The 23,132-nt window shown below is 61.8% G+C and carries 23 protein-coding genes and 1 pseudogene; 11 read left to right on the plus strand and 13 right to left on the minus strand.

What is annotated here, in order from left to right:
- Positions 1 to 4: 4 nt before the first annotated feature.
- Positions 5 to 916 (minus strand): pirin family protein, encoded by a 912-nt coding sequence (locus FZ934_RS18075; protein WP_113361162.1) that lies wholly within the window; start codon positions 914 to 916, stop codon positions 5 to 7.
- A 32-nt stretch (positions 917 to 948) separates the two neighbouring features.
- Positions 949 to 1,137, minus strand: a complete 189-nt coding sequence (locus FZ934_RS18080) for a hypothetical protein (protein ID WP_153272201.1) — start codon at positions 1,135 to 1,137, stop codon at positions 949 to 951.
- Between the two features lie 41 nt (positions 1,138 to 1,178).
- On the opposite strand from FZ934_RS18080, the gene FZ934_RS18085 reads away from it, so the two are divergent.
- On the plus strand, positions 1,179 to 1,994 hold the full coding sequence (locus FZ934_RS18085; protein ID WP_153272202.1) for a class II glutamine amidotransferase: 816 nt from the start codon (positions 1,179 to 1,181) through the stop codon (positions 1,992 to 1,994).
- On the opposite strand, the gene coaBC is transcribed toward FZ934_RS18085, so the two are convergent.
- The 5 genes from coaBC to FZ934_RS18105 form a co-directional block, all read right to left on the minus strand.
- On the minus strand, positions 1,981 to 3,192 hold the full coding sequence (gene coaBC, locus FZ934_RS18090) for a bifunctional phosphopantothenoylcysteine decarboxylase/phosphopantothenate--cysteine ligase CoaBC (protein WP_153272203.1): 1,212 nt from the start codon (positions 3,190 to 3,192) through the stop codon (positions 1,981 to 1,983). The genes FZ934_RS18085 and coaBC overlap by 14 nt on opposite strands.
- A 69-nt stretch (positions 3,193 to 3,261) precedes the next feature.
- Positions 3,262 to 3,738 carry a hypothetical protein gene (locus tag FZ934_RS28195; RefSeq protein WP_246737814.1) on the minus strand — a complete coding sequence of 159 codons (477 nt, stop codon included), beginning with the start codon at positions 3,736 to 3,738 and terminating at the stop codon, positions 3,262 to 3,264.
- Positions 3,735 to 4,184 (minus strand): EamA family transporter, encoded by a 450-nt coding sequence (locus FZ934_RS28200; protein ID WP_246737815.1) that lies wholly within the window; start codon positions 4,182 to 4,184, stop codon positions 3,735 to 3,737. Before FZ934_RS28200 ends, FZ934_RS28195 begins: the two co-directional genes overlap by 4 nt.
- 422 nt (positions 4,185 to 4,606) lie before the next feature.
- Positions 4,607 to 5,356 (minus strand): SDR family oxidoreductase, encoded by a 750-nt coding sequence (locus FZ934_RS18100; RefSeq protein ID WP_153272204.1) that lies wholly within the window; start codon positions 5,354 to 5,356, stop codon positions 4,607 to 4,609.
- A 105-nt stretch (positions 5,357 to 5,461) separates the two neighbouring features.
- Positions 5,462 to 6,226 (minus strand): SDR family oxidoreductase, encoded by a 765-nt coding sequence (locus FZ934_RS18105; protein WP_113361172.1) that lies wholly within the window; start codon positions 6,224 to 6,226, stop codon positions 5,462 to 5,464.
- A gap of 123 nt (positions 6,227 to 6,349) precedes the next feature.
- On the opposite strand from FZ934_RS18105, the gene FZ934_RS18110 reads away from it, so the two are divergent.
- Entirely contained in the window at positions 6,350 to 7,255 is a 906-nt protein-coding gene (locus FZ934_RS18110; protein ID WP_153272205.1) for a LysR family transcriptional regulator, read from the plus strand.
- Here the strand turns inward: FZ934_RS18110 and FZ934_RS18115 are convergent, their stop codons facing one another.
- Positions 7,256 to 8,128 (minus strand): LysR family transcriptional regulator, encoded by an 873-nt coding sequence (locus FZ934_RS18115; RefSeq protein ID WP_153272206.1) that lies wholly within the window; start codon positions 8,126 to 8,128, stop codon positions 7,256 to 7,258.
- A gap of 96 nt (positions 8,129 to 8,224) precedes the next feature.
- On the opposite strand from FZ934_RS18115, the gene FZ934_RS18120 reads away from it, so the two are divergent.
- Together FZ934_RS18120 and FZ934_RS18125 are read left to right on the plus strand one after the other, a co-directional pair.
- Positions 8,225 to 9,505, plus strand: a complete 1,281-nt coding sequence (locus tag FZ934_RS18120) for an MFS transporter (RefSeq protein WP_153272207.1) — start codon at positions 8,225 to 8,227, stop codon at positions 9,503 to 9,505.
- Between the two features lie 8 nt (positions 9,506 to 9,513).
- Complete coding sequence (locus FZ934_RS18125) at positions 9,514 to 9,900, plus strand: VOC family protein (RefSeq protein ID WP_153272208.1); 387 nt, start codon at positions 9,514 to 9,516, stop codon at positions 9,898 to 9,900.
- Positions 9,901 to 9,920: 20 nt separating this feature from the next.
- Here FZ934_RS18125 and ubiB read toward each other — a convergent pair whose 3' ends face one another.
- Both ubiB and ubiE read right to left on the minus strand, forming a co-directional pair.
- The gene (gene ubiB / locus FZ934_RS18130) at positions 9,921 to 11,495 is read right to left on the minus strand and encodes a 2-polyprenylphenol 6-hydroxylase (RefSeq protein ID WP_153272209.1); all 1,575 of its coding nucleotides are present in this window, start codon (positions 11,493 to 11,495) and stop codon (positions 9,921 to 9,923) included.
- Positions 11,496 to 11,551: 56 nt separating this feature from the next.
- Positions 11,552 to 12,328 (minus strand): bifunctional demethylmenaquinone methyltransferase/2-methoxy-6-polyprenyl-1,4-benzoquinol methylase UbiE, encoded by a 777-nt coding sequence (gene ubiE / locus FZ934_RS18135; RefSeq protein ID WP_153272210.1) that lies wholly within the window; start codon positions 12,326 to 12,328, stop codon positions 11,552 to 11,554.
- A 151-nt stretch (positions 12,329 to 12,479) separates the two neighbouring features.
- Between ubiE and mutM the strand changes: the two genes are divergently transcribed.
- From mutM to FZ934_RS18160, 5 genes and pseudogenes are all read left to right on the plus strand, one after another.
- Positions 12,480 to 13,370: a bifunctional DNA-formamidopyrimidine glycosylase/DNA-(apurinic or apyrimidinic site) lyase gene (gene mutM, locus FZ934_RS18140; RefSeq protein ID WP_153272211.1), complete on the plus strand. Its 891-nt coding sequence runs from the start codon at positions 12,480 to 12,482 to the stop codon at positions 13,368 to 13,370.
- A 14-nt stretch (positions 13,371 to 13,384) separates the two neighbouring features.
- The gene (locus FZ934_RS18145) at positions 13,385 to 14,158 is read left to right on the plus strand and encodes an enoyl-CoA hydratase (RefSeq protein WP_113361189.1); all 774 of its coding nucleotides are present in this window, start codon (positions 13,385 to 13,387) and stop codon (positions 14,156 to 14,158) included.
- 185 nt (positions 14,159 to 14,343) lie between these two features.
- Positions 14,344 to 14,622, plus strand: a complete 279-nt coding sequence (rpsT, locus tag FZ934_RS18150) for a 30S ribosomal protein S20 (RefSeq protein WP_056816740.1) — start codon at positions 14,344 to 14,346, stop codon at positions 14,620 to 14,622.
- Positions 14,623 to 15,463: 841 nt separating this feature from the next.
- Positions 15,464 to 17,017, plus strand: a complete 1,554-nt coding sequence (dnaA, locus tag FZ934_RS18155) for a chromosomal replication initiator protein DnaA (RefSeq protein ID WP_153272212.1) — start codon at positions 15,464 to 15,466, stop codon at positions 17,015 to 17,017.
- A 121-nt stretch (positions 17,018 to 17,138) separates the two neighbouring features.
- Positions 17,139 to 18,220: pseudogene (locus FZ934_RS18160) on the plus strand (saccharopine dehydrogenase C-terminal domain-containing protein).
- Between the two features lie 163 nt (positions 18,221 to 18,383).
- Here FZ934_RS18160 and fhuF read toward each other — a convergent pair.
- On the minus strand, positions 18,384 to 19,115 hold the full coding sequence (fhuF, locus tag FZ934_RS18165; RefSeq protein ID WP_194273734.1) for a siderophore-iron reductase FhuF: 732 nt from the start codon (positions 19,113 to 19,115) through the stop codon (positions 18,384 to 18,386).
- Positions 19,116 to 19,379: 264 nt separating this feature from the next.
- The gene (gene gcvA / locus FZ934_RS18170; protein WP_153272214.1) at positions 19,380 to 20,264 is read right to left on the minus strand and encodes a transcriptional regulator GcvA; all 885 of its coding nucleotides are present in this window, start codon (positions 20,262 to 20,264) and stop codon (positions 19,380 to 19,382) included.
- Positions 20,265 to 20,481: 217 nt separating this feature from the next.
- Here gcvA and FZ934_RS18175 point away from each other — a divergent pair, with 217 nt between their 5' ends.
- Together FZ934_RS18175 and aac(6') are read left to right on the plus strand one after the other, a co-directional pair.
- Positions 20,482 to 21,399, plus strand: coding sequence for a DMT family transporter (locus FZ934_RS18175; RefSeq protein ID WP_194273814.1), 918 nt, complete (start codon positions 20,482 to 20,484; stop codon positions 21,397 to 21,399).
- A gap of 59 nt (positions 21,400 to 21,458) precedes the next feature.
- Positions 21,459 to 21,929: an aminoglycoside 6'-N-acetyltransferase gene (gene aac(6'), locus FZ934_RS18180; RefSeq protein ID WP_153272216.1), complete on the plus strand. Its 471-nt coding sequence runs from the start codon at positions 21,459 to 21,461 to the stop codon at positions 21,927 to 21,929.
- On the opposite strand, the gene hemW is transcribed toward aac(6'), so the two are convergent.
- The gene (hemW, locus tag FZ934_RS18185) at positions 21,930 to 23,132 is read right to left on the minus strand and encodes a radical SAM family heme chaperone HemW (RefSeq protein WP_153272217.1); all 1,203 of its coding nucleotides are present in this window, start codon (positions 23,130 to 23,132) and stop codon (positions 21,930 to 21,932) included.

A 23,132-nucleotide genomic window follows, 5' to 3' on the forward strand; every position in this document is an offset into this window, starting at 1 on the left:
GTGTTCAATGTGCGGCCTTGATGAAGGTGCCGTTCTGCAGTTCGCGCATTGCCTGCATGATCTCGTCTCTCGAGTTCATCACGATCGGCCCGTGCCAGGCGACCGGTTCCTCGATCGGCTTGCCCGAAACGAGCAGGAAGCGAATGCCTTCATCGCCGGCTTGCACCGTCACCTCGTCGCCACTGTCGAATACGACAAGCGTGCGGTTGCCCGACATGTCGCGGATGTTGAGTTCCTCTCCGTTGACCTCTTTTTCGACGCGCACGCCGAAAGGCTTCGAGGCATCCCGGAATGTGCCCGAGCCGGCGAAGATGTAGGCGAAGGCATTGCGATAGGTATCGACCGGCAGGCGCTTTTTCTTGCCGGGAGGCACTGACACGTCGAGATAGATCGGCTCCGCCGCGATCCCGTCGACCGGACCGGCCTTGCCCCAGAAGTCGCCACAGATGACCCGAACCGCCGTGCCGTCGTCATCGACGACGACAGGGATATCCGCCGATTTGACGTCCTGATAGCGCGGCGCCGTCATCTTCATCGACGAGGGAAGGTTGGCCCAGAGCTGGAAGCCATGCATGCGCCCGGCAAAGTCGCCCTTCGGCATTTCCTGGTGCATGATGCCGCTGCCGGCCGTCATCCACTGGATGTCGCCGGCGCCAAGCAGGCCGCGATTGCCGAGACTGTCGCCATGCTCCACGGTACCGGCAAGCACGTAGGTGATCGTCTCGATGCCGCGATGCGGGTGCCACGGAAAGCCGCGGATGTATTCGGCCGGATTGTCGTTGCGGAAATCGTCCATCATCAGGAACGGATCGGTCATCGACGGGTCCCCGAAACCGAAGACGCGATGCAGCTTGACGCCGGCGCCTTCCATGGTCGGGGTTGCGGTGCTGATATGCTTTACGGGACGGATCGACATGGCATCCTCGCTTGGGATTGAACTTGCCGCGACTATAGCGGCTGAGCCTCATCCTGCGAAATCGGCACCCACGGGAACGCACTGTTCACAAAAGAAGATGTTGCATCGCGCAATTTGATCACGTCGACCGTCAGAATTTCGTCATCTTCCGCTTGCAAGCCACGGATCTGTTTAGTTCTTATTAACCATCGGATTCGACAATCGTCGTCGCGTTTCAGCATTCGCCTGCTCTTGCGGAGAGCGGGTTCAGGAGTGGAAGAGCATGTGTCGCTGGGCAGCCTATCGCGGAGACCCCCTCTACCTCGAGGAGCTGGTGTCCTCGCCCGCGCACTCCCTGATCGAACAGTCCCATTGCGCCACGCGCGCCAAGACGCCCACGAACGGCGACGGCTTCGGCGTCGCCTGGTATGGCGATCGATCCGAGCCCGGCCGCTACCGTGATACCCTGCCGGCATGGTCCGACTGCAATCTGCGAAGCCTTGCCCGACAGATCCGTTCACCGCTCTTTCTGGCGCATGTGCGCGCGGCAACCGGCGGCGGCACGCGTCGCGACAACTGTCATCCCTTCGTCTTCGAGAACTGGTCGTTCATGCACAACGGCCAGATATCAGGCTTCGAGCGCCTGCGCCGGCCGATGGAAGCGATGCTTGACGACGAGTTGTTCAACGCACGCGGCGGCACGACGGATTCCGAGCTGATGTTCCTGCTGGCGCTGCAGTTCGGTTTGCGCCAGACACCCATTGCCGCCATGGCCGAAATGATCGGCTTCGTGGAAGGGCTGTCGCTCAATATCCTCGGATCGGCACTCGTTCGCTACACGACCGCATTCTCCGACGGCAAATCGCTTTACGCCATCCGCTATGCGACCGACAGCAAGGCGCCCACGCTGTACGCCTCGACCCTCGGCGGCGGCTTCTGCCTCGTGTCCGAGCCGCTCAACGACGATGTCGACGCATGGGCTGAGATCCCGAATGGAAGTGCCGTCGTGCTCGGCGAGGACGGGATCGATATCACGCCGTTCGGCGCCGAGAAGCCGACCGAAGCTATGCCTCGAGTTGCTGTCGCTATGCCTGCCTGAGGCGCTCGGCAATAAGGGCGGCGAGCTTGGCTGCGACGTCCTCCTTGGTCAGATCGGGCCATTGCTCGATGCCGTCGCGGCCGACGATCTTCACCCTGTTTCGCACCCCGCCCATGATACCGGTCGCCGGTGAAACGTCGTTCGCGACGATGAAGTCGGCGCCCTTGCGGTCCAGCTTCGTCCTGGCGTTGTTGTCGATGTCCTGCGTCTCGGCCGCAAAACCGACGACGAGCTTCGGCCGCATGGTGTGATGGCCGATCGTCTTCAGGATGTCGGGGTTTTCGGTCAATGCGAGCGTCGGGATGGATTCGCCCGGATGCTTCTTGATCTTCTGGTCGGACGCCGACGCCACGCGCCAGTCCGCGACGGCTGCCACCATCACGGCGATGTCCGCCGGTAAGGCGGCAAGCACGGCATCCCGCATTTCTTCCGCCCGCTCGACATGAATGACCGTGACCCCAGGCGGATCCTGTATCGTGACCGGACCGGAAACCAGCGTGACCTCGGCGCCGAGTTTCGCAAGCGCCGAGGCAATGGCGTGACCCTGCCGTCCGGACGAGCGGTTGGCGATATAGCGGACCGGATCGATCGGTTCATGCGTCGGTCCCGACGTGACGACCGCCTTTCGGCCGGCGAGCGGCTTCGGACCTTTGTCGAGCAGCGCTTCCACCGCGGCAACGATATCGAGCGGCTCGGCCATGCGGCCGACACCGGCCTCTCGGCTCTCGGCCATCTCTCCAGCCATCGGCCCGACAAAACGAATTCCGTCAGCGCGCAGCGTCTGAATGTTGCGCTTGGTTGCCGGATGCGCCCACATATGCGGGTTCATCGCCGGTGCGGCGAGCACCGGCTTGTCTGTCGCGAGCAGGACGGTAGAGGCGAGATCATCGGCGAGCCCGGCCGACATCTTGGCAAGAAGGTCGGCCGTCGCAGGCGCGATCAGCACGAGATCGCAGTCGCGGGCGAGCCGGATATGACCGATATCCTGTTCGTCCTGGCGCGAGAACAGATCCATAAAGACGTGGTCTGCGGCAAGGGCGCCGACGGCAAGCGGCGTGATGAACTCCTGCGCGCCCGTTGTCATCAGCGGGCGAACCGAGGCGCCGCGTTCCCGCAGCCGGCGAATAAGGTCGAGACTCTTATAGGCTGCGATGCCGCCCGAAATGATGAGGAGGATGCGTTTGCCGTTGAGAACCATGGCTCCTGTCCGTCTCACATGTCACTGTGAATGGACCCTAAGCCCTTGGCGTATAATAAGCAATCGGCCTCAGGCTGCTTGCCGTCGGGCGGCATTGCTGAAGATGGCGATTGCAGCGAAGACGCCGGCGAGCTGCAGCAGCGATCCGCCGGCTTCAGCAACAGTCGGCCAGCGCTGCTCGAAGACGAAACCGAAGACGAGCCCGAACAGTGTCTCCGCCACGATCAGCTGCGCCGCGAGCGCAAGCGGCAGGCGCCGGGACGCGATCATCCAGAGCAGCGTGGCAAGCCAGGCGCCGGCAATGCCCATCAGGAGCGACCAGAGAATGAACCTGACAAGGTCGATCTCGGTATAGCTGATCGAGTGATTGAGCGACGTCAGCGGGATCAGCACCAGACTGCCGAGACCTGCGCCGATTCCCTGAAGGCCGGTCCATTGCAGGATGTCAGGTGCATTGGCGGATTGCATCGCCGCAGTGCTCGCCAGGCCGTAGATGACCCAGAGAACGAGGCCGATGCCTGCCGATCCGATGCCGAGAACGATCATGGAATGGTCGCCCTCGGGGCCGACGCGAAGACCGAAACGTTCACCCAGGCGATGCCGAGCGCAATCAGCAGCAAGGGCACCGCGAGAAGCCGCCAGGAAACCGAGCGGTCGCGGAAATTCGCGATCAGCGCGAGCAGGACCGGCATCGTGCCGATGACCAGTGGCGGGATGGCGGCGCCCGCAAATCGTACGGCATAGGAAACGCTGACGAAATAGCCGACATAGCCGACGCCGCCGAGAAGCAGCGCGGTGATCACCATGCGCGGCGGCATTCCTCGCGGACGAAAACGCGGATAGACCATCAGCACCACGCTTGCGAGCGCGAAAAGACCGTAGCGCGCGACCGTCAGGTCCAGGGTCGTGAAGGGAGCGATGGCGCGCGGAACGACAAACGTCAGCCCCCACAACGCACATGTCGCGATGCCGCAAAGAATACCGATCAGCATGGATATCTCCGGGGCAGGCCCCAATCCAATGAAAGAGGAAGGAATCGGATCACCGATGTCAGAGGCACTATGCCGGAGATCGGATTAGCGCAAGCGTCAGAGTGCGACACCGTCTTGGCTAAGCCCGCTTTCCGATGAGATAGAGGAGAACTCCCTAGCATTTGGAAAAAGCTGCGTTAGGGGCGCACGGTGTCAGACTTCCGCGAGGTGTTCTTTTGAGGAACGATCGTTTTCTCCGTCATGCCGGCCTCGAGCCGGCATCCAGCAGCACCGCGTCTGCGGTGAGAAAGGACCTTTTGCGCGCAAGGACTTGCGCGCGCTAGACCCCGGATCAAGTCCGGTGTGACGGCACACAGGGGCAAAGTCAACAAGATCAGGCCGCGGCAGGGGCCGCGGCCTTCAGAGCATCGGATTGGAAGGTGTCAGAGGTTGCTCATGCCACCGTCGATAACAAGTTCGCTGCCGACGATGAAGCGTGCCTCGTCGGAGGCGAGGAAGACGATCGTCTTGGCGACCTCATCCGGATCGCCGAAGCGACCGACCGGGATCTGCGACTGGATGTGAGCAGCCATCGCGGCGGAGTCGGCTTCCGACATGCCGAGCTTGCCGTAGAGCGGTGTCGAGATCGGGCCAGGGCTGACGGCGTTGACGCGAATGCCGCGACCGACCAGTTCGCCGGACAGGGTTTTCGCGAGCGTCAGGAGTGCGCCCTTGGTCAGGGCATAAACGCTGGAATTCGGCATTCCGATATGGGCGTTGATCGAGGTGTTGAGAACGATCGAGGCCTGTTTCGAAAAGATCGGCAGCAGAGCCTGGACCAGGAAGAAGGGGCCCTTGACGTTGACCGAGATCGATTTGTCGAAGGCGTCTTCGCCCCACTGTTCGATCGGGCCGAATTCGGCGATCCCTGCGTTGACGAAAAGAATGTCGAGATGGCCGAAAGCGTCGCTGATTGCGCCTGCAACAACCCTCTGGCCTGCGACGTCGCCGGCGTCTGCCTGGATGACCAGAACCTTGTCGCCGAATTCGGCGCGGGCGGCCTCGACGCTGCGGGCGCTGCTGCCGGTTATGGCGACACGCGCCCCTTCCGCGATAAATTGACGGGCCGTTTCGAGCCCGATGCCACTGGTGCCGCCCGTGATGAGCGCCGTCTTGTTTTGTAAGCGTGCCATTGTCTTTGTCCTTGTGAGCAGCGGGCCAGCGGCCCGTGTGAAAGAGAATCTTGGTCAGGCTAACCACTCCGGCACGTATTGCAACCGGAGCGGTTAGCCGGGTTGTCAGGTGCGGGTGATCGATGCGCCGCCATCGACGAGCGAGGCCGTGCCGGTTACGAAGCTTGCATCGTCGGATGCGAGGTAGAGAACCGAGCGGGCAAGCTCTGCCGGGGCCGCAACCCGCTTCAAGGCGTGCAGGTTGGTGATGAAGCTCTGCTTGTCGGACGTGTCGTTCATCTCCCTGTACATGTCCGTATCGACGGCGCCGGGCAGCACCGCGTTGACACGCACGTTCTTCGGTCCGAACTCAGCGGCAAGCGCCTGCGTCAGGCCGATCAGGCCGGATTTGCTGGCGGCGTAGGCGGCAACGCCCGGGAAGGCGAAACTGTAGCCGACGAAGGTCGAGGTGAAGATGACGGAGCCGCCGCCGTTCTGTTCCATCTGCGCGATCTGATGCTTGGCGGCAAGGAAGGATGCCGTCAGGTTGATCGCCAGCGTCTCTGCAAAGCCGCTCTCCGAAACGCCGGTGCTCGGGCCGGCCTCGCCAAGCGTGCCGGCGTTGTTGAAGGCGATATCGAGCTTGCCGTAGTGAGCGACGGCGGTCGACACCAGTTCCTTGTGATAGTCTTCCGAGCGGACGTCGCCGGCAACGGCGACGGCTTCACCGCCTGCAGCCTTGATTTCCTCGACAAGGCTGTCGAGCTCCGGCTTGCGGCGCGCGCCGACAATGACCTTGGCGCCTTCGGCAGCAAAGAGCTTTGCTGTTTCGCGACCGATGCCGGAGCTTGCGCCGGTAACGATAGCAACTTTTCCAATCAATCTGTTCATTGGTCCATCTCCGTTTTCGGGTTGAGGCGGCTGCGGCCGCCCTTCGATGAGTGGAAGATGGCATTTTCTTTTCGTTCGGATTAGTGTGCAAATTACGGAACTCGAATTCGGAATTGCCGAACGATGATCAGGATTGAGGGAGTTGTCGCTTTCGTCGCCGTAGTGGAGGCCGGCTCGGTCAGCGAGGCTGCGCGACGCTTGCGGCTTTCGAAGTCGGTGGTCAGCGAACGCCTCTCCGAACTCGAACGGTCGCTGGGTGGCATGCTGCTGCACCGGACGACGCGGAAGCTAACTCTGACCGAGGACGGCACTGCTTTCCTCGAGCGGGCCACGCGGATTGTTCGCGAGATCGAGGAGGCGGCTGCCGACATGGCGGTGCGGCGAGGAAGCCTCGCGGGTCCGATCAGGATTGCGGCCCCTGTTACCTTCGGGCGAATGCACCTCGGGCCAGCGCTTTATCCGTTCCTCGCGGCGCATCCGGACATCGAATTGACGCTCGATATCGACGACCGCCGCGTCGATGTGTCGTCGGAAGGCTATGACGCCGTCATCCGGCATGGTCCGATCATCGACTCGCGTCTGGTGGTCTGGAAGCTCAGCCGCAGCCGCAGGCTTCTGGTCGCGGCGCCCGACTATCTCGCCCGCGCCGGCCGGCCGGCCGCGCTGGCGGATCTCGATCGGCACAAGGGTATCTACTATACCAATCGCGGCGTGGCTGACTGGCGTTTTCAGACGCCGGAGGGAGCGCTTGTCGTGCGTGCCAAGCTCGCCGTCGGCATCAACAACGGCGACATGATACGGGATGCCGCCGTGGCCGGCCTCGGCATCGCACTGCTGCCGGCGTTCATTGCCGGGCCGGCGGTCAAGGAGGGATTGCTCGAGGAAATCGACGTCGGCTATCGGCCGGAGCCCGAATTCATCTACATGGCGCACCCGGAAGGCCGCAATCCATCCGCCAAGCTGCGGGCGGTTGCCGATCACCTGCGCAAGACCTTCAAGGATCCGCCCTACTGGGATCCGGCGGGCTGATCAGACAAGGCTCATCAGGTTGGCGACCACGCGCGAGCGCTGCGCCTTGAGCATGGCAAGCCCCAGCCGGGCGACCAGTGGAGGCCCCTCGATTGGGCGATAAGCCACGCCATCGAGAGCAAGGTGGGCGATCGACGCCGGAACGATCGAGACGCCGAGATCGGCCGCGACCAGATTGACGACGGAGGGAATTTGCGGCGCCTCCTGCGTCACGACGAGTTCGAACCCGGCATCCCGGCAACCGCGCACGATGTCGTCGTAGAGACTGAGGCCAACGGTGCGCGGAAAGAGGATGAACGGCTCTCCCGCAAGCGCTGCCAGCGGTACGGCGCGCCGCTTCGCCAGTTCATGGTGTCCGGGGAGTGCGACCAGCATCGGCTCGTCTGCCAGCCGCTTGAGCAGGACATCCTTGGGATCCTCCAGCCCCGGCCGGATGAAAGCCGCATCGATCTCCTGGCGCATCAGCTTTTCCATCAGCCAGTTGCTGTTCATCTCGGTCAACGACAACGACACATCAGGCCAGTGACCGCGAAAACGGCGGATGGTTCCGCTGACGGCCGTATTGAAGGCCGAGGAAGCCGTGAAACCGAGGGCAAGCCGCCCGGTCTCTCCACGCGTGGCGCGTTGCGCTGCAAGCTTTGCCTTCTCGGCTGCCGCAACCGCCGCCATCGCCTCAGGAAGAAAGGCGCGGCCGGCTTCCGTCAGTTCGGCGCCGTGCGGCACTCGATGAAACAGCATCGCGCCGATTTCCTGTTCGAGATCCCGGATCTGCTGGCTGAGCGGTGGCTGGCCGATACCGAGCTTCGCCGCCGCCCGGGTGAAGTTCTCCTGCTCCGCCACGGCAAGGAAATATCGGATGTGGCGCAACTCCATTGGTATCTCCAAAACCTATCAAGAACGTCAGTTCCATATATTGGACAAATGATGACCGCTTGGCTAGATCAGAAGGCGTGAAAGGTTGGTGCCCCCATGCCCCGCGCCGCAGACAAGCAGCTAGACGTCCTCGAATCTCCCTCCCTCCCCAATTTGCAACTGGTCCAGGCTCAACCCGAGCCCAAGGAAAAGCAGTACCTTTTTCGCGGAACGGCACCTTACCGCCGGGCCAGCATCGCGCTCTTCCTCTCGGGCTTCGCAACGTTCTCGCTGCTCTATTGTGTCCAGCCCCTCATGCCGATCTTCGCCGCGGATTTTCACATCAGCCCCGCGGCAAGTTCCCTCTCGCTGTCGCTGTCGACAGGGTTTCTTGCCTTTGCGATCTTCTGTGCGGCCGCCGTGTCGGAGAGCTTCGGCCGCCGCAGTCTGATGTTCGCGTCCCTGCTCGGCGCAGCGCTTTGCACCATAGCCTGCTCGCTGGTGCCGAGCTGGCACGCTCTGCTGGTGATCCGTGCGCTCGAAGGGCTTCTGCTCGGCGGTGTGCCGGCCGTCGCAATGGCCTACCTGTCGGAGGAGATCGATCCGCGCGGTCTTGGCGCATCCATGGGGCTCTATATCGCAGGCAATGCCTTCGGAGGCATGGCCGGCCGCGTCGTGACCGGCACGCTCGCTGAATTTTTCTCATGGCGTATCGCGTTGGGAACGCTTGGTTTTCTTGGTCTTGCTGCCGCAGTAGGCTTCTTCCTGCTGCTGCCCGCATCGCGGAATTTTACGCCGCGTCGGGGATTTGATGCGCGCTTCCATCTGCGCGCCTGGATCGGTCATGTCAGCAATCCGGCACTGCCGTTTCTGTTTGCCATCGGCTTCCTGGCGATGGGCACCTTCGTCACGGTCTATAACTACATCGGCTTCCGCCTGGTGCTGCCGCCGTATAGCCTCAACCAGACCGAATTGGGCCTGATCTTCACCGTCTACCTGTTCGGCATCGCCGCCTCCTGGATCGCGGGAATGCTCGGCGATCGCATCGGCCACTTCGTGGTGCTGCCGGCAGGCATCGCCATGGCCGCTGCCGGCGTGGCTGCGACGCTGAGTTCGTCCCTGCCACTGATCATCCTCGGCATTGTGCTGCTGACATCGGGCTTCTTCGTTGCCCACTCGGTGGCAAGCGCTCTCGTCGGTCGGCTTGCGCGTGGCACGAAGGGGCACGCGTCGTCGCTCTACCTGCTGTCCTACTACGTCGGCTCGAGCGTTGCCGGATCGGCAGGAGGGTACTTCTGGAGCGCCGATGGCTGGAACGCCGTGGTTCTTTTCACGTTGGCATTGCTGGCGGTCGGCATGATCGCCGCACTGGTTGCCGCCCGCCTGTCGCGGCGGTAGCCTGCCGCATGATCAGCATCACCAGCCTCGACCATCTCGTTCTGACGGTTGCCGACATAGAGGCGAGTTGCGCCTTCTATGCGCGCGTGCTCGGCATGTCCGTCGAAACCTTCGGCGAGGGGCGCAAGGCTCTCAAGTTCGGGCATCAGAAGATCAATCTGCATCAGGTGAAGCGGGAGTTCGAACCCAAGGCTGCACGGCCGACGCCGGGCTCCGCGGACTTGTGCTTCATCGCGGAAACGCCGCTGGCAGCTGTTGTCGCGCATCTGCGCGCCGAAGCGGTGGAAATCCTCGAAGGCCCGGTCGCGCGCACTGGCGCCACCGGACCGATCATGTCGGTCTATTTCCGCGACCCGGACAACAATCTCATCGAGATCTCAAATCCGGTATCCTGAGGCTGCGCCTTTGCTGCACCTCAGCTCAACGTCCAGGCGATGTAGATCAGCGTCAGGGCGATGATCCACAGAGCAAACCGGCCGGAGCGGTTGTGGCGCGCTTCGGACTTGCCGATCGCCTCCGCCGTGCTGGCGTCGAACCGCAATCCATGCTCGCTCATATAGAGAAGCTCGTGATGGAACTTCTCGGTTTTCGCCGCGATCTCGGGGGCAGCTTCCGCCAGCTTCACAGCTGCCTTCAGCCCGTCCTTGAGGTCCGCGACGATGCGCTTCGGGCCGAGATTGTTGCGGATCCAGTCGCCGACGACGGGCTCTGATGCCTTCCACATGTTGAAACGCGGATTGAGGATGCGTGACACCCCTTCGACGACCACCATCGTCTTTTGCAGCATCACCAGTTCCGGGCGCGTCGCCATGTCGAACAGTTCGGTGACCTCGAAGAGCAGCGTCAGCAGCTTGCCCATAGAGATTGTTTCCGCAGGCTGGCCGTGGATCGGCTCGCCGATCGCGCGGATCGCCTGGGCGAAGCTTTCGACGTTATGATGGCCAGGCACGTAGCCCGCTTCGAAATGTACCTCGGCCACGCGGATGTAATCGCGGGTGATGAAGCCGTAGAGGATTTCCGCGAGGAAGCGGCGTTCCTTTTTGCCGAGACGACCGACGATCCCCATGTCGACGGCAACGATGTCGCCCTGCGCGTCGACGAAGAGATTGCCCGGATGCATATCCGCATGGAAGAAGCCGTCGCGCAGCGTATGGCGCAAAAACGACTGGATCAGCGTATCGGCAAGCGCGTTGAGATCATGGCCGGCAGCACGCAGCCCCTCGACATCTGACATCTTGACGCCATCGATCCATTCCATGGTGATGACATCGCGGCCGGTGCGTTCCCAATCGACGGTCGGCACCCGAAACCCGGGGTCCTTCGCCGTGTTCTCGGCAATCTCCGAGAGTGCCGCAGCCTCCAGGCGAAGATCCATCTCCACCTTGGTGGTCTGCTCCAGCGTCTTCGTTACCTCCACCGGCCGTAGCCGCCGGCTGGAAGGCATGAAGCGCTCCTGCATGTGAGCGACGAGGTACATCGCCTCGATGTCGTGGGTGAAGCGCTGGCGAACGCCCGGGCGCACGACCTTCACGGCCACCTTCTTGCGGCCCGAAGGCGTATCGACTTCGGCCGGATGGACCTGCGCGATCGATGCCGCCGCGATCGGATCGCCGAAGCTTGCGTAAAGCTCCTCGATCGGACGGCCGAGCGAACTGGCGATGCTGGCCTTCGCCGCCTCCGGCGGGAAGAAAGCCATCCGGTCCTGCAGCTGCGACAGATCGTCGGCAAATTCCACACCGACGACGTCGGGTCGCGTTGCCAGGAACTGGCCGATCTTGACGTAGGACGGGCCGAGGCGCTCGACGGCCTGAGCAAGCCTGTCGCTGCGCTTCTTCGACTTCGAGCGGTTGCGTGCGAAAACGCCCGCCACGGACTTGGCGATACCGACAGCCGGCGGAAGATCTTCTGACGGCAGCGCGGAAATCACGCCTTCGCGCACGAGAATCCAGCCGACGCGCCAGAGCCGGAAATATGCTCCCAATGTACTCATGCGGGAACGCCTGCCTGCGGATGCGGGGCGGTGAACGATGCCTGCGAAACCATGCGTCAGAGCTTCCAGCCGGAATGAAGGGCTGCGATGCCGCCGGTGTAGTTGGTGAAGCTGACGCGCGAGAAACCGGCGCCGCGGATCATCTCGGCAAAGTTTTCCTGGTTGGGGAACTTGCGGATGGATTCGACCAGATATTGATAGGGCTCGGCCTCGCCGGTAATCGCCTTGCCGAACTTCGGAATGGCGTTGAAGGACCAGGTGTCATAGACGCGGTCGAGAAGCGGCATGTCCACTTCCGAAAACTCGAGCACGAGCAGACGACCGCCGCGCTTCAGCACGCGATAGGCTTCGCTCAGCGCCACGTCGATGCGCGGCACGTTGCGGATGCCGAAGGCGATCGTGTAGGCGTCGAAGCTGTTGGGTTCGAACGGCAGATCCTCGGCGTTCGCCTCGACGAAAGTCAGGTTGTCGGAAAGCTTCTTCTTGGCGGCGCGCTCGGCGCCGACTGATAGCATCGAGCCGTTGATGTCTAGCACGGTCGAATGCGCCATCCGGTTCGAAGCTTCAATGATGCGAAAGGCGATATCACCGGTGCCGCCGGCCACGTCGAGCGTCCTGTAGCCGGGCTCCTTGCGTGGATTCAACGCCGAGATCATCGCGTCTTTCCAGACGCGATGCATGCCGACCGACATGACGTCGTTCATGATGTCGTAGCGCTTGGCGACCTTGTGGAAGACCTCGTTGACGAGACCCTGCTTTTCACCATCCGCCACTTCGCGGAAGCCGTAGGATGTTTCCATGCCGCCTTCGGCGGAGGTACGGCTTTCTGACATCGAAATACTCCATCTATCTGAAATCGGCGCGGCGACCATAGCGAACGGACGCGCGCGGCGCTATCTGTGGGCCACGGTCGGGGCCGCGGCACCTTGGCGCTATAGCGCACAACGCCCGTGGTTGAAACATGTTAGATATAGATGGGTTAAGATGCCGGAATTGCCAGAAGTCGAAACCGTCCGACGCGGGCTTGCCCCCACGATGGAAGGCACGCGGATCGCCCGCCTGGAGCTGCGTCGCAAGGATCTGCGGTTTCCCTTTCCGGATGGCCTGGAGGCCCGCGCAACGGGCCGCAACATCGTGGCGCTCGGCCGCCGCGCCAAGTATCTGCTGATCGATCTCGACGATGGCACGACGATCATCTCGCATCTCGGCATGTCCGGCTCCTTCCGCATTGAGGTGGGACCAGTGTCCGAAGTGCCCGGCGACTTTCATCATCCGCGCTCGAAGGATGAAAAGCACGACCACGCGATCTTCCATCTCGAGGGCCCGAACGGCATCAGCCGCGTCATCTATAATGACCCGCGCCGCTTCGGCTTCATGGATATGACGCAGCGCTCCGAGCTTGACCTCAATCCCTTCCTGTCAGGTCTTGGGCCGGAGCCGACAGGCAACGAGCTCAGTGCTGCCTATCTGGCGGAGCGTTTCACGGGCAAGGCGCAGCCGCTGAAGAGCGCGCTGCTCGACCAGAAGAATATCGCAGGGCTCGGCAATATCTACGTCTGCGAGGCGCTCTGGCGCGCGCACCTGAGCCCAACCCGTGCTGCCGCGACCATCGTCACCAAGACGGGCAAGCCGACCAAGCAGATGAATCTTCTGGTGGCCTCGATCCGCGACGTCATAGCCGACGCCATCAAGGCCGGCGGTTCGTCGCTGCGGGACCATATCCAAACCGACGGCTCGCTCGGCTACTTCCAGCATTCCTTCTCGGTCTATGACCGCGAAAGTCTACCTTGCCGCACGCCCGATTGCGGCGGTACGGTCGCACGCATCGTTCAGGCGGGGCGCTCGACCTTCTATTGCCCTGTTTGCCAGAAATAACGGGAGGACTGTCCATGGCCTATGAAACGCTCATCGTCGAAACCCGTGGTGCGGTCGGGTTGATCACCTTGAACCGCCCTCAGGCGCTGAACGCCCTGAACTCGACGGTGCTGAAGGAGCTCCTGCAGGCCTACGAAGCCTTCCAGGCCGATGACGCCGTCGGCGCCATGGTGCTGACCGGGTCCGAGCGCGCATTCGCCGCCGGCGCCGACATCAAGGAAATGCAGCCGCTTAGCTATGTCGACGTCTACAGCCGCGACCTGATGAGCGGCTGGGACGACGTCGCCAAGGTGCGCAAGCCCGTCATCGCGGCCGTCAGCGGCTTTGCGCTCGGCGGCGGCTGCGAGCTTGCCATGATGTGCGATATCATCATCGCCTCGGAAACGGCCAAGTTCGGCCAGCCCGAGATCACCCTTGGCGTGATCCCCGGCATGGGCGGCTCGCAGCGGCTGACGCGCGCGGTCGGCAGATATAAGGCGATGGACCTGATCCTCACCGGCCGGATGATGGATGCCGCCGAAGCCGAGCGTGCGGGACTCGTTTCGCGTGTGGTGGCGCCGGAGCGTCTGCTGGACGAGGCCTTGGAAGCAGCCGCCAAGATTGCCTCCCTGTCGCGTCCGTCCGTGCTGATGGCGAAGGAGGCGGTAAACCGGGCGCTGGAGACGACATTGGACGAAGGCCTGCGTTTCGAGCGCCGCCTTTTCCATTCTCTGTTTTCGACCGAAGACCAGAAAGAGGGGATGACGGCCTTCATCGAAAAGCGTAAGCCTGACTTCAAGAACCGCTGAACCTTCGACAAAGGCGGCGTTTCCTTGAAAATGCGCGTTGACGTGGGTCGGCTTTAGGGTTATATGCCCGCCCACGGTTCGGGAAGCCACTCCGGTTTTCCGCTTATGCTCCCGCATTGCTGTATGAAGTGGCCGCAGGGCCCGCGGTGATGACGGAGTTTGTTCGAATTCTTAGAGAGGCATCCATGGCCAATACAACTTCGGCGAAAAAAGCGACCCGCAAGATCGCCCGCCGTACCGACGTCAATAAGGCTCGTCGCTCGCGCGTTCGTACTTTCGTTCGCAAGGTCGAAGAGGCACTCGCATCTGGTGATGCTGCCAAGGCAAAGGAAGCTTTCCTCGCCGCGCAGCCGGAACTGGCTCGCGCTGCAAGCAAGGGCGTTGTTCACGCCAACACGGCTTCCCGCAAGGTCTCGCGCCTGGCAGCTCGTGTGAAGGCTCTGTCGGTTTCCGCAACCGCATAATCTTTCGTTAACAAACGCTTCGTTATGATTAGCCCGGCAACTTTGTCGGGCTTTTTCGATTCCGCCAGCGGCCAAAGTTTTGGTTAATTCAGCGACGATTTCATGTCGGGTGGATGACACAAAAAAATGTTTAAAAACAATGGCTTGCAACAGGATGCTGTCAAGTCTGACGACTCGGACCTTCCGTAGCGGGGTCCAAAACGAGTCAAGAAGCTTTTTTCTTTTTTTCTTTTTATGCGTGTCAAAATTGCCAGAAATGGGAATCTCCTTGATTCAAAAGCGATTCTTTTTTGACACTGGCGTGACGCCCAAAAACTGGCGCCGGAGTCAACGGGGCCGTCTTAATTTTGCGTAAAATTCATCGTTGATCTCCGCCATCGATCCTGCCTAAATGCCGCTCAACAAGGGGCTCGGACATCACCTGTTTAAGGCTTGGTCTTGAAACTGCCACGTCGGCAGGCTGATTGCTTTGTGTCTTTTGTGACGAGGGAAGTACCCTCGGATTTTCACGCACTGGCGCAAATTGGACCGCGACTTTGGCTGTCGCGGAACGGGATCGTTTGTGCGTTCACAGTACACGCTTTGCGTGAGGTCTTGGGAGAGGAGATCTTTGCGCAGGTAAGCTGGCAACCGCTTGGACGAGGAGCGGAAACCGGCAACGCGGATGAGGCAAGCATGCATGAGGCTCGCTTCTTCATCCCCGGCATAGTCGCCCCCTGTTGTGGGGCAGGCGTTTGAGTGAACCGGCCAGCGGTGGGGCATGAGGGTGCCACGGCAGGCCATAGCGGGGAAATGATCGGGCGACGGAATAGGCCGCCCGGTGGAATTGGAAGGCGGCAATATGCACATGAATTCATTGGCGGCGAATGCTCTGGACGATACGGACAAAGCATCGCAGGCATTTGGCTCTATTTGCCCAGAAGCGGCGGGGGAAAAGGGAGACATGAAGAATGGCATACTTTTTGAACGTGTCAGTGCTCGCCTAAAGGCGCAGGTCGGTCCCGATGTCTATGCAAGCTGGTTTGCCCGGCTAAAGCTGCATTCGGTTTCCAAGAGTGTCGTGCGGTTGACGGTGCCGACGACTTTTTTGAAGTCTTGGATCAACAACCGTTATCTTGATCTCATCACCAGCCTTTTCCAGGCTGAGGACGCGGAAATTCTCAAGGTCGAGATTCTTGTCCGCACCGCCGCTCGCGGCACAGGCAAGCCGGCCGAAGAAGCCGCTGCACAGGAGCCGGTATCCGGTGGTTCGCCAGCTCGGCGCACGACGATCGCCCAGCCCGCTGGCCAGATCGTGCAGCAGACGGTCTCCGCGGCGGCAGCATCGCGTCCCGCAACCGCCGGCCAGCCGCTGTTCGGTTCGCCGCTCGATAACCGCTTCACCTTCGACACCTTCGTTGAAGGCAGCTCCAATCGCGTCGCTCTTGCGGCCGCAAAGACCATTGCCGAAGCAGGCCAGGGCGCAGTGCGCTTCAACCCGCTCTTCGTTCATTCCACGGTCGGTCTCGGCAAGACCCATCTGCTGCAGGCAATCGCCAATGCAGCCGTACAGAACCCGCGCCAGCTGCGCGTCGTCTACCTGACGGCGGAATACTTCATGTGGCGTTTCGCGACTGCGATCCGCGACAATGACGCGCTGACGCTGAAGGACTCGCTGCGCAACATCGACCTTCTGATCATCGACGACATGCAGTTCTTGCAGGGCAAGATGATCCAGCACGAGTTTTGCCATCTCCTGAACATGCTGCTCGACAGCGCCAAGCAGGTCGTCGTCGCAGCCGACCGTGCGCCTTGGGAGTTGGAATCGCTCGATCCGCGCGTTCGTTCGCGTCTGCAGGGTGGCGTGGCGATCGAGCTGGACGGTCCGGATTACGAGATGCGTCTTGAAATCCTCAAGCGCCGTCTGGCGGTAGCACGCACGGAAGATCCGTCGCTGGATATGTCGCCAGAACTGCTGAACCACGTTGCACGCAGCATCACGGCAAGTGGCCGCGAGCTGGAAGGCGCCTTCAACCAGCTGCTCTTCCGTCGCTCCTTCGAGCCGAACCTGACGGTCGAGCGCGTCGATGAACTCCTTGCTCACCTTGTCGGCTCTGGCGAGCCGCGCCGGGTTCGCATCGAGGACATCCAGCGCATCGTCGCACGGCATTACAACGTCTCGCGTCAGGAACTGGTTTCGAACCGCCGTACGCGCGTCATCGTCAAGCCGCGGCAGATCGCCATGTACCTGTCGAAGACGCTGACACCTCGTTCGTTCCCGGAGATCGGCCGCCGTTTCGGTGGACGCGACCACACCACGGTTCTTCACGCCGTGCGCAAGATCGAGGAACTGATTTCGGGAGACACCAAGCTGTCGCACGAGATCGAGCTGCTCAAGCGCCTTATCAACGAATAGGCTGGGCTTGTTCACAATGTTCTATGGCCGGGAGCAATCCCGGCCATTTTCTTTTATAAGGGTTTTATTCTATACCGCCTGAGTACGCCGCAGGAGGAGTGCGGCGCTTAGGAGGAAAAGAATGACTTTCACGAAAATTGCCGTCATCGGCCTGGGCAAGGTCGGACGGCTGGCGGCAACGCTTTTGCACGAAGGGGGCTTCGAGGTCATCGGTGTCGATGCGCAGCCGCCCGTCGGCGAGCTGCCTTTCGCATTCCGGAGCGGCAATATTTCCGACCCGGTGGTGATTGGAGAGTTGCTGTCTAATGTCGAGGCGGTGCTGTCGTGCCTGCCGTATCATCTCAACATGGCGCTGGCTCGCGCGGCCCACACGGCAGGCATCCACTATTTTGACCTGACCGAAGACGTTCCGACCACGAACTTCATCATCGAGCTTTCAAAAACGGCACGCGGCCTGATGGCACCGCAATGCGGTCTCGCCCCGGCTTCGTCGGCATTGTCGGCGCGAGCCTTGCCGATGAGTTCGACCGTTGCCGCTCGATCCGGATGCGCGTCGGCGCCCTGCCGCAAAATCCGACCGGGCTTCTGGGCTACGCCTTCAACTGGTCACCTGAGGGCGTCGTCAACGAATATCTCAATGACTGCGAAGTCATTGAAGGCGGCGTGCGCAAGCTCGTCTCGCCGATGGAGTGGCTGGAAACCATCTATGTCGAAGGCGTCAAGCTCGAGGCCTTCACGACATCAGGCGGTCTCGGCACGATGTGCGATACCTTGCTCGGCAAGGTCGACAATCTCGACTACAAGACGATGCGTTATCCGGGCCATATGGACCTGATGAACTTCTTCTTCCACGAACTGCTGATGCGCGACAAGCGCGGCCTCGCAGGCGAAATCCTCACGAATGCGAAACCGCCTGTCGATGACGATGTGGTCTATGTACACGTCGCTGCGGAAGGCACGCAGGCGGGCAGTCTCCGCCGCAAGGAGTTCGTCCGCGCCTACTACCCGATCGAGATCGCAGGCGCGCGGCGCACCGCCATCGCCTGGACGACGTCTGCCTCTGTTGTTGCCGTGATCGAGATGGTCCGCGACGGATTGCTGCCGAACAGCGGCTTTCTGCATCAGGAGCATATCCCGCTGGAGATGTTCCTGCAGACGCCGACCGGCAGCCTGTTCAAGGGCGGCGCCCACAAACACCGCTAGAGCGCCGTGCGTCCTTAAGGACGCACAAAGACGCTCTATCTTGTTGAATCTACGCATCAGGCTTTCCGAAAATCGATTGGATTTTCGGGCCGATGCTGTAGTCGATCGTTGCACCGGACGTCGGCCCTATGGGGCCGGCGTTTCCGCTGCCGTTACTCCAGGGCTAGGATGGCGTTCGCTGGCTCGGCAAGGCGCAGCGCTTGCCGCAGCTCGGGATGCCCGGCAGCATGTAACGCAGGCAGCAGATCTTGCGCCTGGCAACACGTTCTCCCTCATCCTCGACGTAGTGCACGCAGCCACAGAACGGATTGACGCCCCCATCGGGCAGGCAGCCGCGAATGAAAAGCGGCAGGTCGTTCTCCATCGACTTGTCCGCTGACGTCAGTCGCATGACATAGTCGACGTAGACGGCGGCATTGTTCCAGCAAAGCTTGGCTGAAAGCCCGCAACCTTTCAATCTCGCGACCGTCTCGTTCAGATGCGTCTCCATCAGATCGGAGACACTCTCGAAGCTGTCGTCTGTCGCCGCGCATGTCGTTCCCTTGTGCGGAACGCCGAAAGCCCGCGGCAATCCATCCGGATGCAGCGCAATCGTCATACTGCGGAAATCGACCGGCAGCGACTGGTTGGCGAGCCGCCGCGCCAGGAGGTAGGGAATGGTCAGGCCGGAAAAATAATAGAGCGACCACATCGAAACGACCGCGCGCCGATCGGTGCCGTTACTCTTGGCCATATACCGCTCGATGGCATGCTCGAACTCGCCACCGGCCGCGAAGAAGGTGGGCAGCGGAATGCCGTCAGGCAGGTCCGCAGACAGCATCATGCGTTCCTGGCACCAGGCATGGTCACCGACGAATGCCGGCGAGAGGCCGACAGGTTCGCTCTCCATGGGCATGATATGTCGGGCAGCGCTCGCCATCAGTGCGCAGTCACGCAGAATCCGGCGGCAGTCACGCAGAATCCGGCGACGGCGAGCCCCTCGGCTGGCTGCAGTTCGCGCCGCTGTCTCGACTGCTCATGGCTTGTCTGGTTTTTCATCGGTCGATACGCCGCACATCTCAGATATGCAGAGTTAAATACTCAAGAAATGCGGGCATTGGAATAGGAAATGATGACTTTTCTATTCCACTTTCTTCTGTTGCCTTCTGCAGCCGGGACGTCAGCCTTTTGCCTCCGTCAGCAGCCAGCGGCGGAACGCGGCGGCGGCCGGTCGCTCGAGCGCCGGTCCCGGGTAGACAAGGTGAAATGCAAGCCGGCTGGCGACGCCGATCGGGAAGGGAGCGACGAGCGCGCCGTCGCGAAGCTCAGCCTCCACGAAGGATTTCCGCATCAGCGCAAATCCGTGCCCGGCCCTCATCGCGTCATAGGCGCCGTTGCCGTGCATGAAGATCGGTCCGCGCGAGGGATCGACTGCGCTCGCCCCGGCAGCCTCCAGCCAGAGCTGCCAGTCATGACGATAGACATCATGGATTAGCTGGAAGCTGGCAAGCGCATTGGGGGCTGGCTTCTCTCCAAGCTCGGCGGCAAGAGCCGGCGTGCAGACCGGCACCAGCTCATCATCAACGAGGCGTTCGCTGACGAGCCCTTCATAGCCGCCAAGCCCGTGACGGATCGCGAGGTCGATACCATCACGCCGGAAATCGAGGACGCGGTGCGACGCGCTGATGCGAACGTCGATCTCCGGATGCAGGGTCTCGAAGCGACCGAGCCTCGGCACCAGCCAATAGGTGGCAAACCCCGCCGTGCAGGTCACGTTGAGAACGGCGCCGCGTCCGCGTGCCGTAATCGCCGCCGTCGCTTCCCTGACCAGGCGGAAGGCAGCTCTGAGCGTCGAAAAATAATCCGCTCCCTCTGCCGTCAAATCCAGCGCACGGGTCTTTCGTTCAAAAAGCTTGACGCCGAGCGACGCTTCCAGATCGCGGATCTGCAGGCTGACGGCGCCCGGCGTGACGTTGAGCTCTCTTGCAGCCAGTGTCATGCTGAGATGCCGGGCGGCGGCTTCGAAGGCGCGAAGCGCCGAAAGGGAGGGGAGATAATCGCTCATGGTTTAACTCAGCTATATCATGGACCGAGAAAGACTCGTTTGTCGCACAGGCGGCGTAGCAATAATATCAGCATGAAAGCTCACCTTGAAGCCGCTTCGCGCTGGTGGATGAGCGAGAATAAATCGGACATGGCGATATCGTCGCCGCGCAACAATCGGGTGGCGGCAGGCTGCGATGGCATGTAGGCCATAGGCAGGCTGACGAAGGGAGAGAATGATGCAGCAAAAACAGATGGGCTTTGCCGAATGGGGAATGTTGCTGGTGCTCTCCCTGCTATGGGGCGGCTCCTTCCTCTTCAACGGCATTCTGGTAAAGACGCTGCCACCGTTCACGATCGTCACCGGTCGGGTTTTGATCGCGGCGCTTGCGCTGAACGTGATTGTCAGGGCGACGGGCCATGTCATGCCGCGCGACAGCAAGTCCTGGGCAGCCTTCTTCGGCATGGGCATCCTGAACAACATGATCCCGTTCTGCCTCATCGTCTGGGGTCAGACCCATATTGCGAGCGGCCTTGCCTCCATCCTGAACGCCACGACGCCGCTCTTCGGTGTCGTTGTCGCGCACTTCCTCACCGCCGATGAAAAGATGACCGGCAACCGCTTGCTCGGCGTTCTCGTCGGCTTTGCCGGCGTTGCCTACATGATCGGTTTCGATGTGCTGCGGGATCTCGGCTCGAACGTGCTGGCACAGCTCGCCGTGCTCGGCGCTGCGCTGTCCTATGCCTTTGCCGGCATCTTCGGCCGCCGTTTCCGCCAGATGGGCATGGCGCCGCTCATCCCTGCGGCAGGGCAGGTCACGGCCTCGACCGTGCTGATGCTGCCGATCGCTCTTGTCGTCGATCAGCCCTGGACATTGACCGCGCCGTCGACGGAAACCTGGATCGCGCTGCTGGGCCTGGCCCTGTTGTCGACCGCGATCGCCTATGTGCTGTTCTTCCGCATTCTGGCAACCGCTGGCGCGACCAATCTGATGCTTGTGACCTTCCTGATCCCGGTCAGCGCCATCCTGCTTGGCGCGGCAATTCTTGGCGAACAGCTGCAGGCCAAGCATCTGATCGGCATGGCGATGATTGCAGTCGGGTTGGCGGCGATAGACGGGCGGTTGTTCTCGCGTTGGCGCGGACGGGTGGCTTGAGGGAGAGATTGCAAAGCCTCAGGGTAGCCACTATCTCGAATGCCGGGATAGGGGGCGAGATGAACCATCAGGCAAGCAATACCATCAGGATCGAGCGTGCGTCGGGCGACGATATCGACGTGTGGGCGAAGCTTCGCGCCGCCTTGTGGTCGGACCAGTCTACGGAAGAACATGCCGCGGAACTGCAGCGGCTCATCGATGATGACAGTGCCGATTTCCGCTGCTTTCTGGCCTTTTCACCGGATGGCAGTGCGATCGGGTTCGCCGAAGCCTGCCTGCGGCGTGACTATGTCAACGGCTGCAAATCGTCGCCGGTTCTTTTCCTCGAGGGTATCTATGTCGAAGAAGCCTCTCGGCGAAGCGGTGTGGGGCGGGCCTTGCTTGAGGCCGTCCGCGGCTTCGGCAATGCGTCCGGCTGTACGGAATTCGCCTCGGATGCGCTTCTGGACAATATCGACAGCCACCGCTTCCACGCCGCCCTCGGTTTCGAGGAGACCCAGCGCGTCGTCTATTTCAGGCAGCCGCTTTAGCTAACAGGCGAGATCGGCGACGACGGAATCGAGGATCAGCATGCCCGACGGCGTGCAGCGAAGCCGGGAATTGCCGATCCGCTCGATGAAGCCATGCTCCAGCAGGAATTCTTCCCGCTTGGGGTCCGGGTCGCGGCCCGAAAGCTGCTGCCAGCGGGCGAGATCGACGCCTTCCTTCAGGCGCAGCCCCATCAGCAGCAGTTCGTCCGCCTGCTCATCGTAGCCAAGCTGTTCCTGATCGAGCATGCCGTGCCCGTCGCGCTCGACGAGATCGAGCCAGCTTTCCGGCTTGCGTTCGGTCGCGGTGGCAATCTTCATGCTGCCGCGTGTCAGCCGCCCGTGGGCGCCTGGTCCGATGCCGGCATAGTCGCCGTAGCGCCAATAGGTGAGGTTGTGGCGGCTCTCCGCGCCCGGGCGGGCGTGGTTCGAGACTTCGTAGGCAGGCAGCCCTTCGCGGGCCGTGATCTCCTGCGTCGCCTCATAGAGCAGCGCCGACTGATCGCCATCCGGAACGATAAGCTTGCCGGCCTTGTGGAGGCCGAAGAAGGGCGTCCCCTCTTCGATGGTCAGCTGATAGAGCGAGAGGTGATCGACCGCGTAGGAGATCGCCTCCTTCAGTTCGCGCTCCCATTCCTCGACCGTCTGGTTCGGGCGGGCATAGATCAGATCGAAGGACATGCGCGGGAAGATGTCGCGCGCGAGCTTGATCGCTTTCAGCGCATCGGCAACATCGTGCAGCCGTCCGAGAAACTTCAGGTCCCGATCGTTCAGCGCCTGGACGCCGAGCGAGACGCGGTTGACGCCGGCGGCGCGATAGCCGCGGAAACGCTCGGCCTCGACGCTGGAGGGGTTCGCCTCCATGGTGATCTCGATACCATCAGACATATGCCAGTGCTTGCCGATGCCGTCGAGAATGGCCGCAACCGTCGAGGGGTCCATCAACGATGGCGTGCCGCCGCCGAGGAAGACGCTCGTGACGGTCTTCGGTCCGCTCAGTTGGCGCACCGTCGCCATCTCCTTCAGGAAGGCGGCCGTGAAGCGCTCCTGATCCACCGGCTGGTGGCGGACATGGCTGTTGAAGTCGCAATAGGGGCACTTGGCGGCACAGAACGGCCAATGCACATAGACGCCGAAGCCGGGCTCACCGGTATCGGGCAGAAGGGCCGCATAGCGCGTCAGGTTAGGCTGTTCCAAAGTGTCCAC

Source organism: Rhizobium grahamii, from assembly GCF_009498215.1.
Classification (GTDB): Bacteria; Pseudomonadota; Alphaproteobacteria; order Rhizobiales; family Rhizobiaceae; genus Rhizobium; species Rhizobium grahamii_A.

Coding starts and splice junctions, on each gene's coding strand:
- FZ934_RS18075 (WP_113361162.1), bottom strand. CDS start 916: ATGTCGATCCGTCCCGTAAAGCATATCAGCACCGCAACCCCGACCATG.
- FZ934_RS18080 (WP_153272201.1), bottom strand. CDS start 1,137: ATGCTGAAACGCGACGACGATTGTCGAATCCGATGGTTAATAAGAACT.
- FZ934_RS18085 (WP_153272202.1), top strand. CDS start 1,179: ATGTGTCGCTGGGCAGCCTATCGCGGAGACCCCCTCTACCTCGAGGAG.
- coaBC (WP_153272203.1), bottom strand. CDS start 3,192: ATGGTTCTCAACGGCAAACGCATCCTCCTCATCATTTCGGGCGGCATC.
- FZ934_RS28195 (WP_246737814.1), bottom strand. CDS start 3,738: ATGATCGTTCTCGGCATCGGATCGGCAGGCATCGGCCTCGTTCTCTGG.
- FZ934_RS28200 (WP_246737815.1), bottom strand. CDS start 4,184: ATGCTGATCGGTATTCTTTGCGGCATCGCGACATGTGCGTTGTGGGGG.
- FZ934_RS18100 (WP_153272204.1), bottom strand. CDS start 5,356: ATGGCACGCTTACAAAACAAGACGGCGCTCATCACGGGCGGCACCAGT.
- FZ934_RS18105 (WP_113361172.1), bottom strand. CDS start 6,226: ATGAACAGATTGATTGGAAAAGTTGCTATCGTTACCGGCGCAAGCTCC.
- FZ934_RS18110 (WP_153272205.1), top strand. CDS start 6,350: ATGATCAGGATTGAGGGAGTTGTCGCTTTCGTCGCCGTAGTGGAGGCC.
- FZ934_RS18115 (WP_153272206.1), bottom strand. CDS start 8,128: ATGGAGTTGCGCCACATCCGATATTTCCTTGCCGTGGCGGAGCAGGAG.
- FZ934_RS18120 (WP_153272207.1), top strand. CDS start 8,225: ATGCCCCGCGCCGCAGACAAGCAGCTAGACGTCCTCGAATCTCCCTCC.
- FZ934_RS18125 (WP_153272208.1), top strand. CDS start 9,514: ATGATCAGCATCACCAGCCTCGACCATCTCGTTCTGACGGTTGCCGAC.
- ubiB (WP_153272209.1), bottom strand. CDS start 11,495: ATGAGTACATTGGGAGCATATTTCCGGCTCTGGCGCGTCGGCTGGATT.
- ubiE (WP_153272210.1), bottom strand. CDS start 12,328: ATGTCAGAAAGCCGTACCTCCGCCGAAGGCGGCATGGAAACATCCTAC.
- mutM (WP_153272211.1), top strand. CDS start 12,480: ATGCCGGAATTGCCAGAAGTCGAAACCGTCCGACGCGGGCTTGCCCCC.
- FZ934_RS18145 (WP_113361189.1), top strand. CDS start 13,385: ATGGCCTATGAAACGCTCATCGTCGAAACCCGTGGTGCGGTCGGGTTG.
- rpsT (WP_056816740.1), top strand. CDS start 14,344: ATGGCCAATACAACTTCGGCGAAAAAAGCGACCCGCAAGATCGCCCGC.
- dnaA (WP_153272212.1), top strand. CDS start 15,464: ATGCACATGAATTCATTGGCGGCGAATGCTCTGGACGATACGGACAAA.
- fhuF (WP_194273734.1), bottom strand. CDS start 19,115: ATGCCCATGGAGAGCGAACCTGTCGGCCTCTCGCCGGCATTCGTCGGT.
- gcvA (WP_153272214.1), bottom strand. CDS start 20,264: ATGAGCGATTATCTCCCCTCCCTTTCGGCGCTTCGCGCCTTCGAAGCC.
- FZ934_RS18175 (WP_194273814.1), top strand. CDS start 20,482: ATGCAGCAAAAACAGATGGGCTTTGCCGAATGGGGAATGTTGCTGGTG.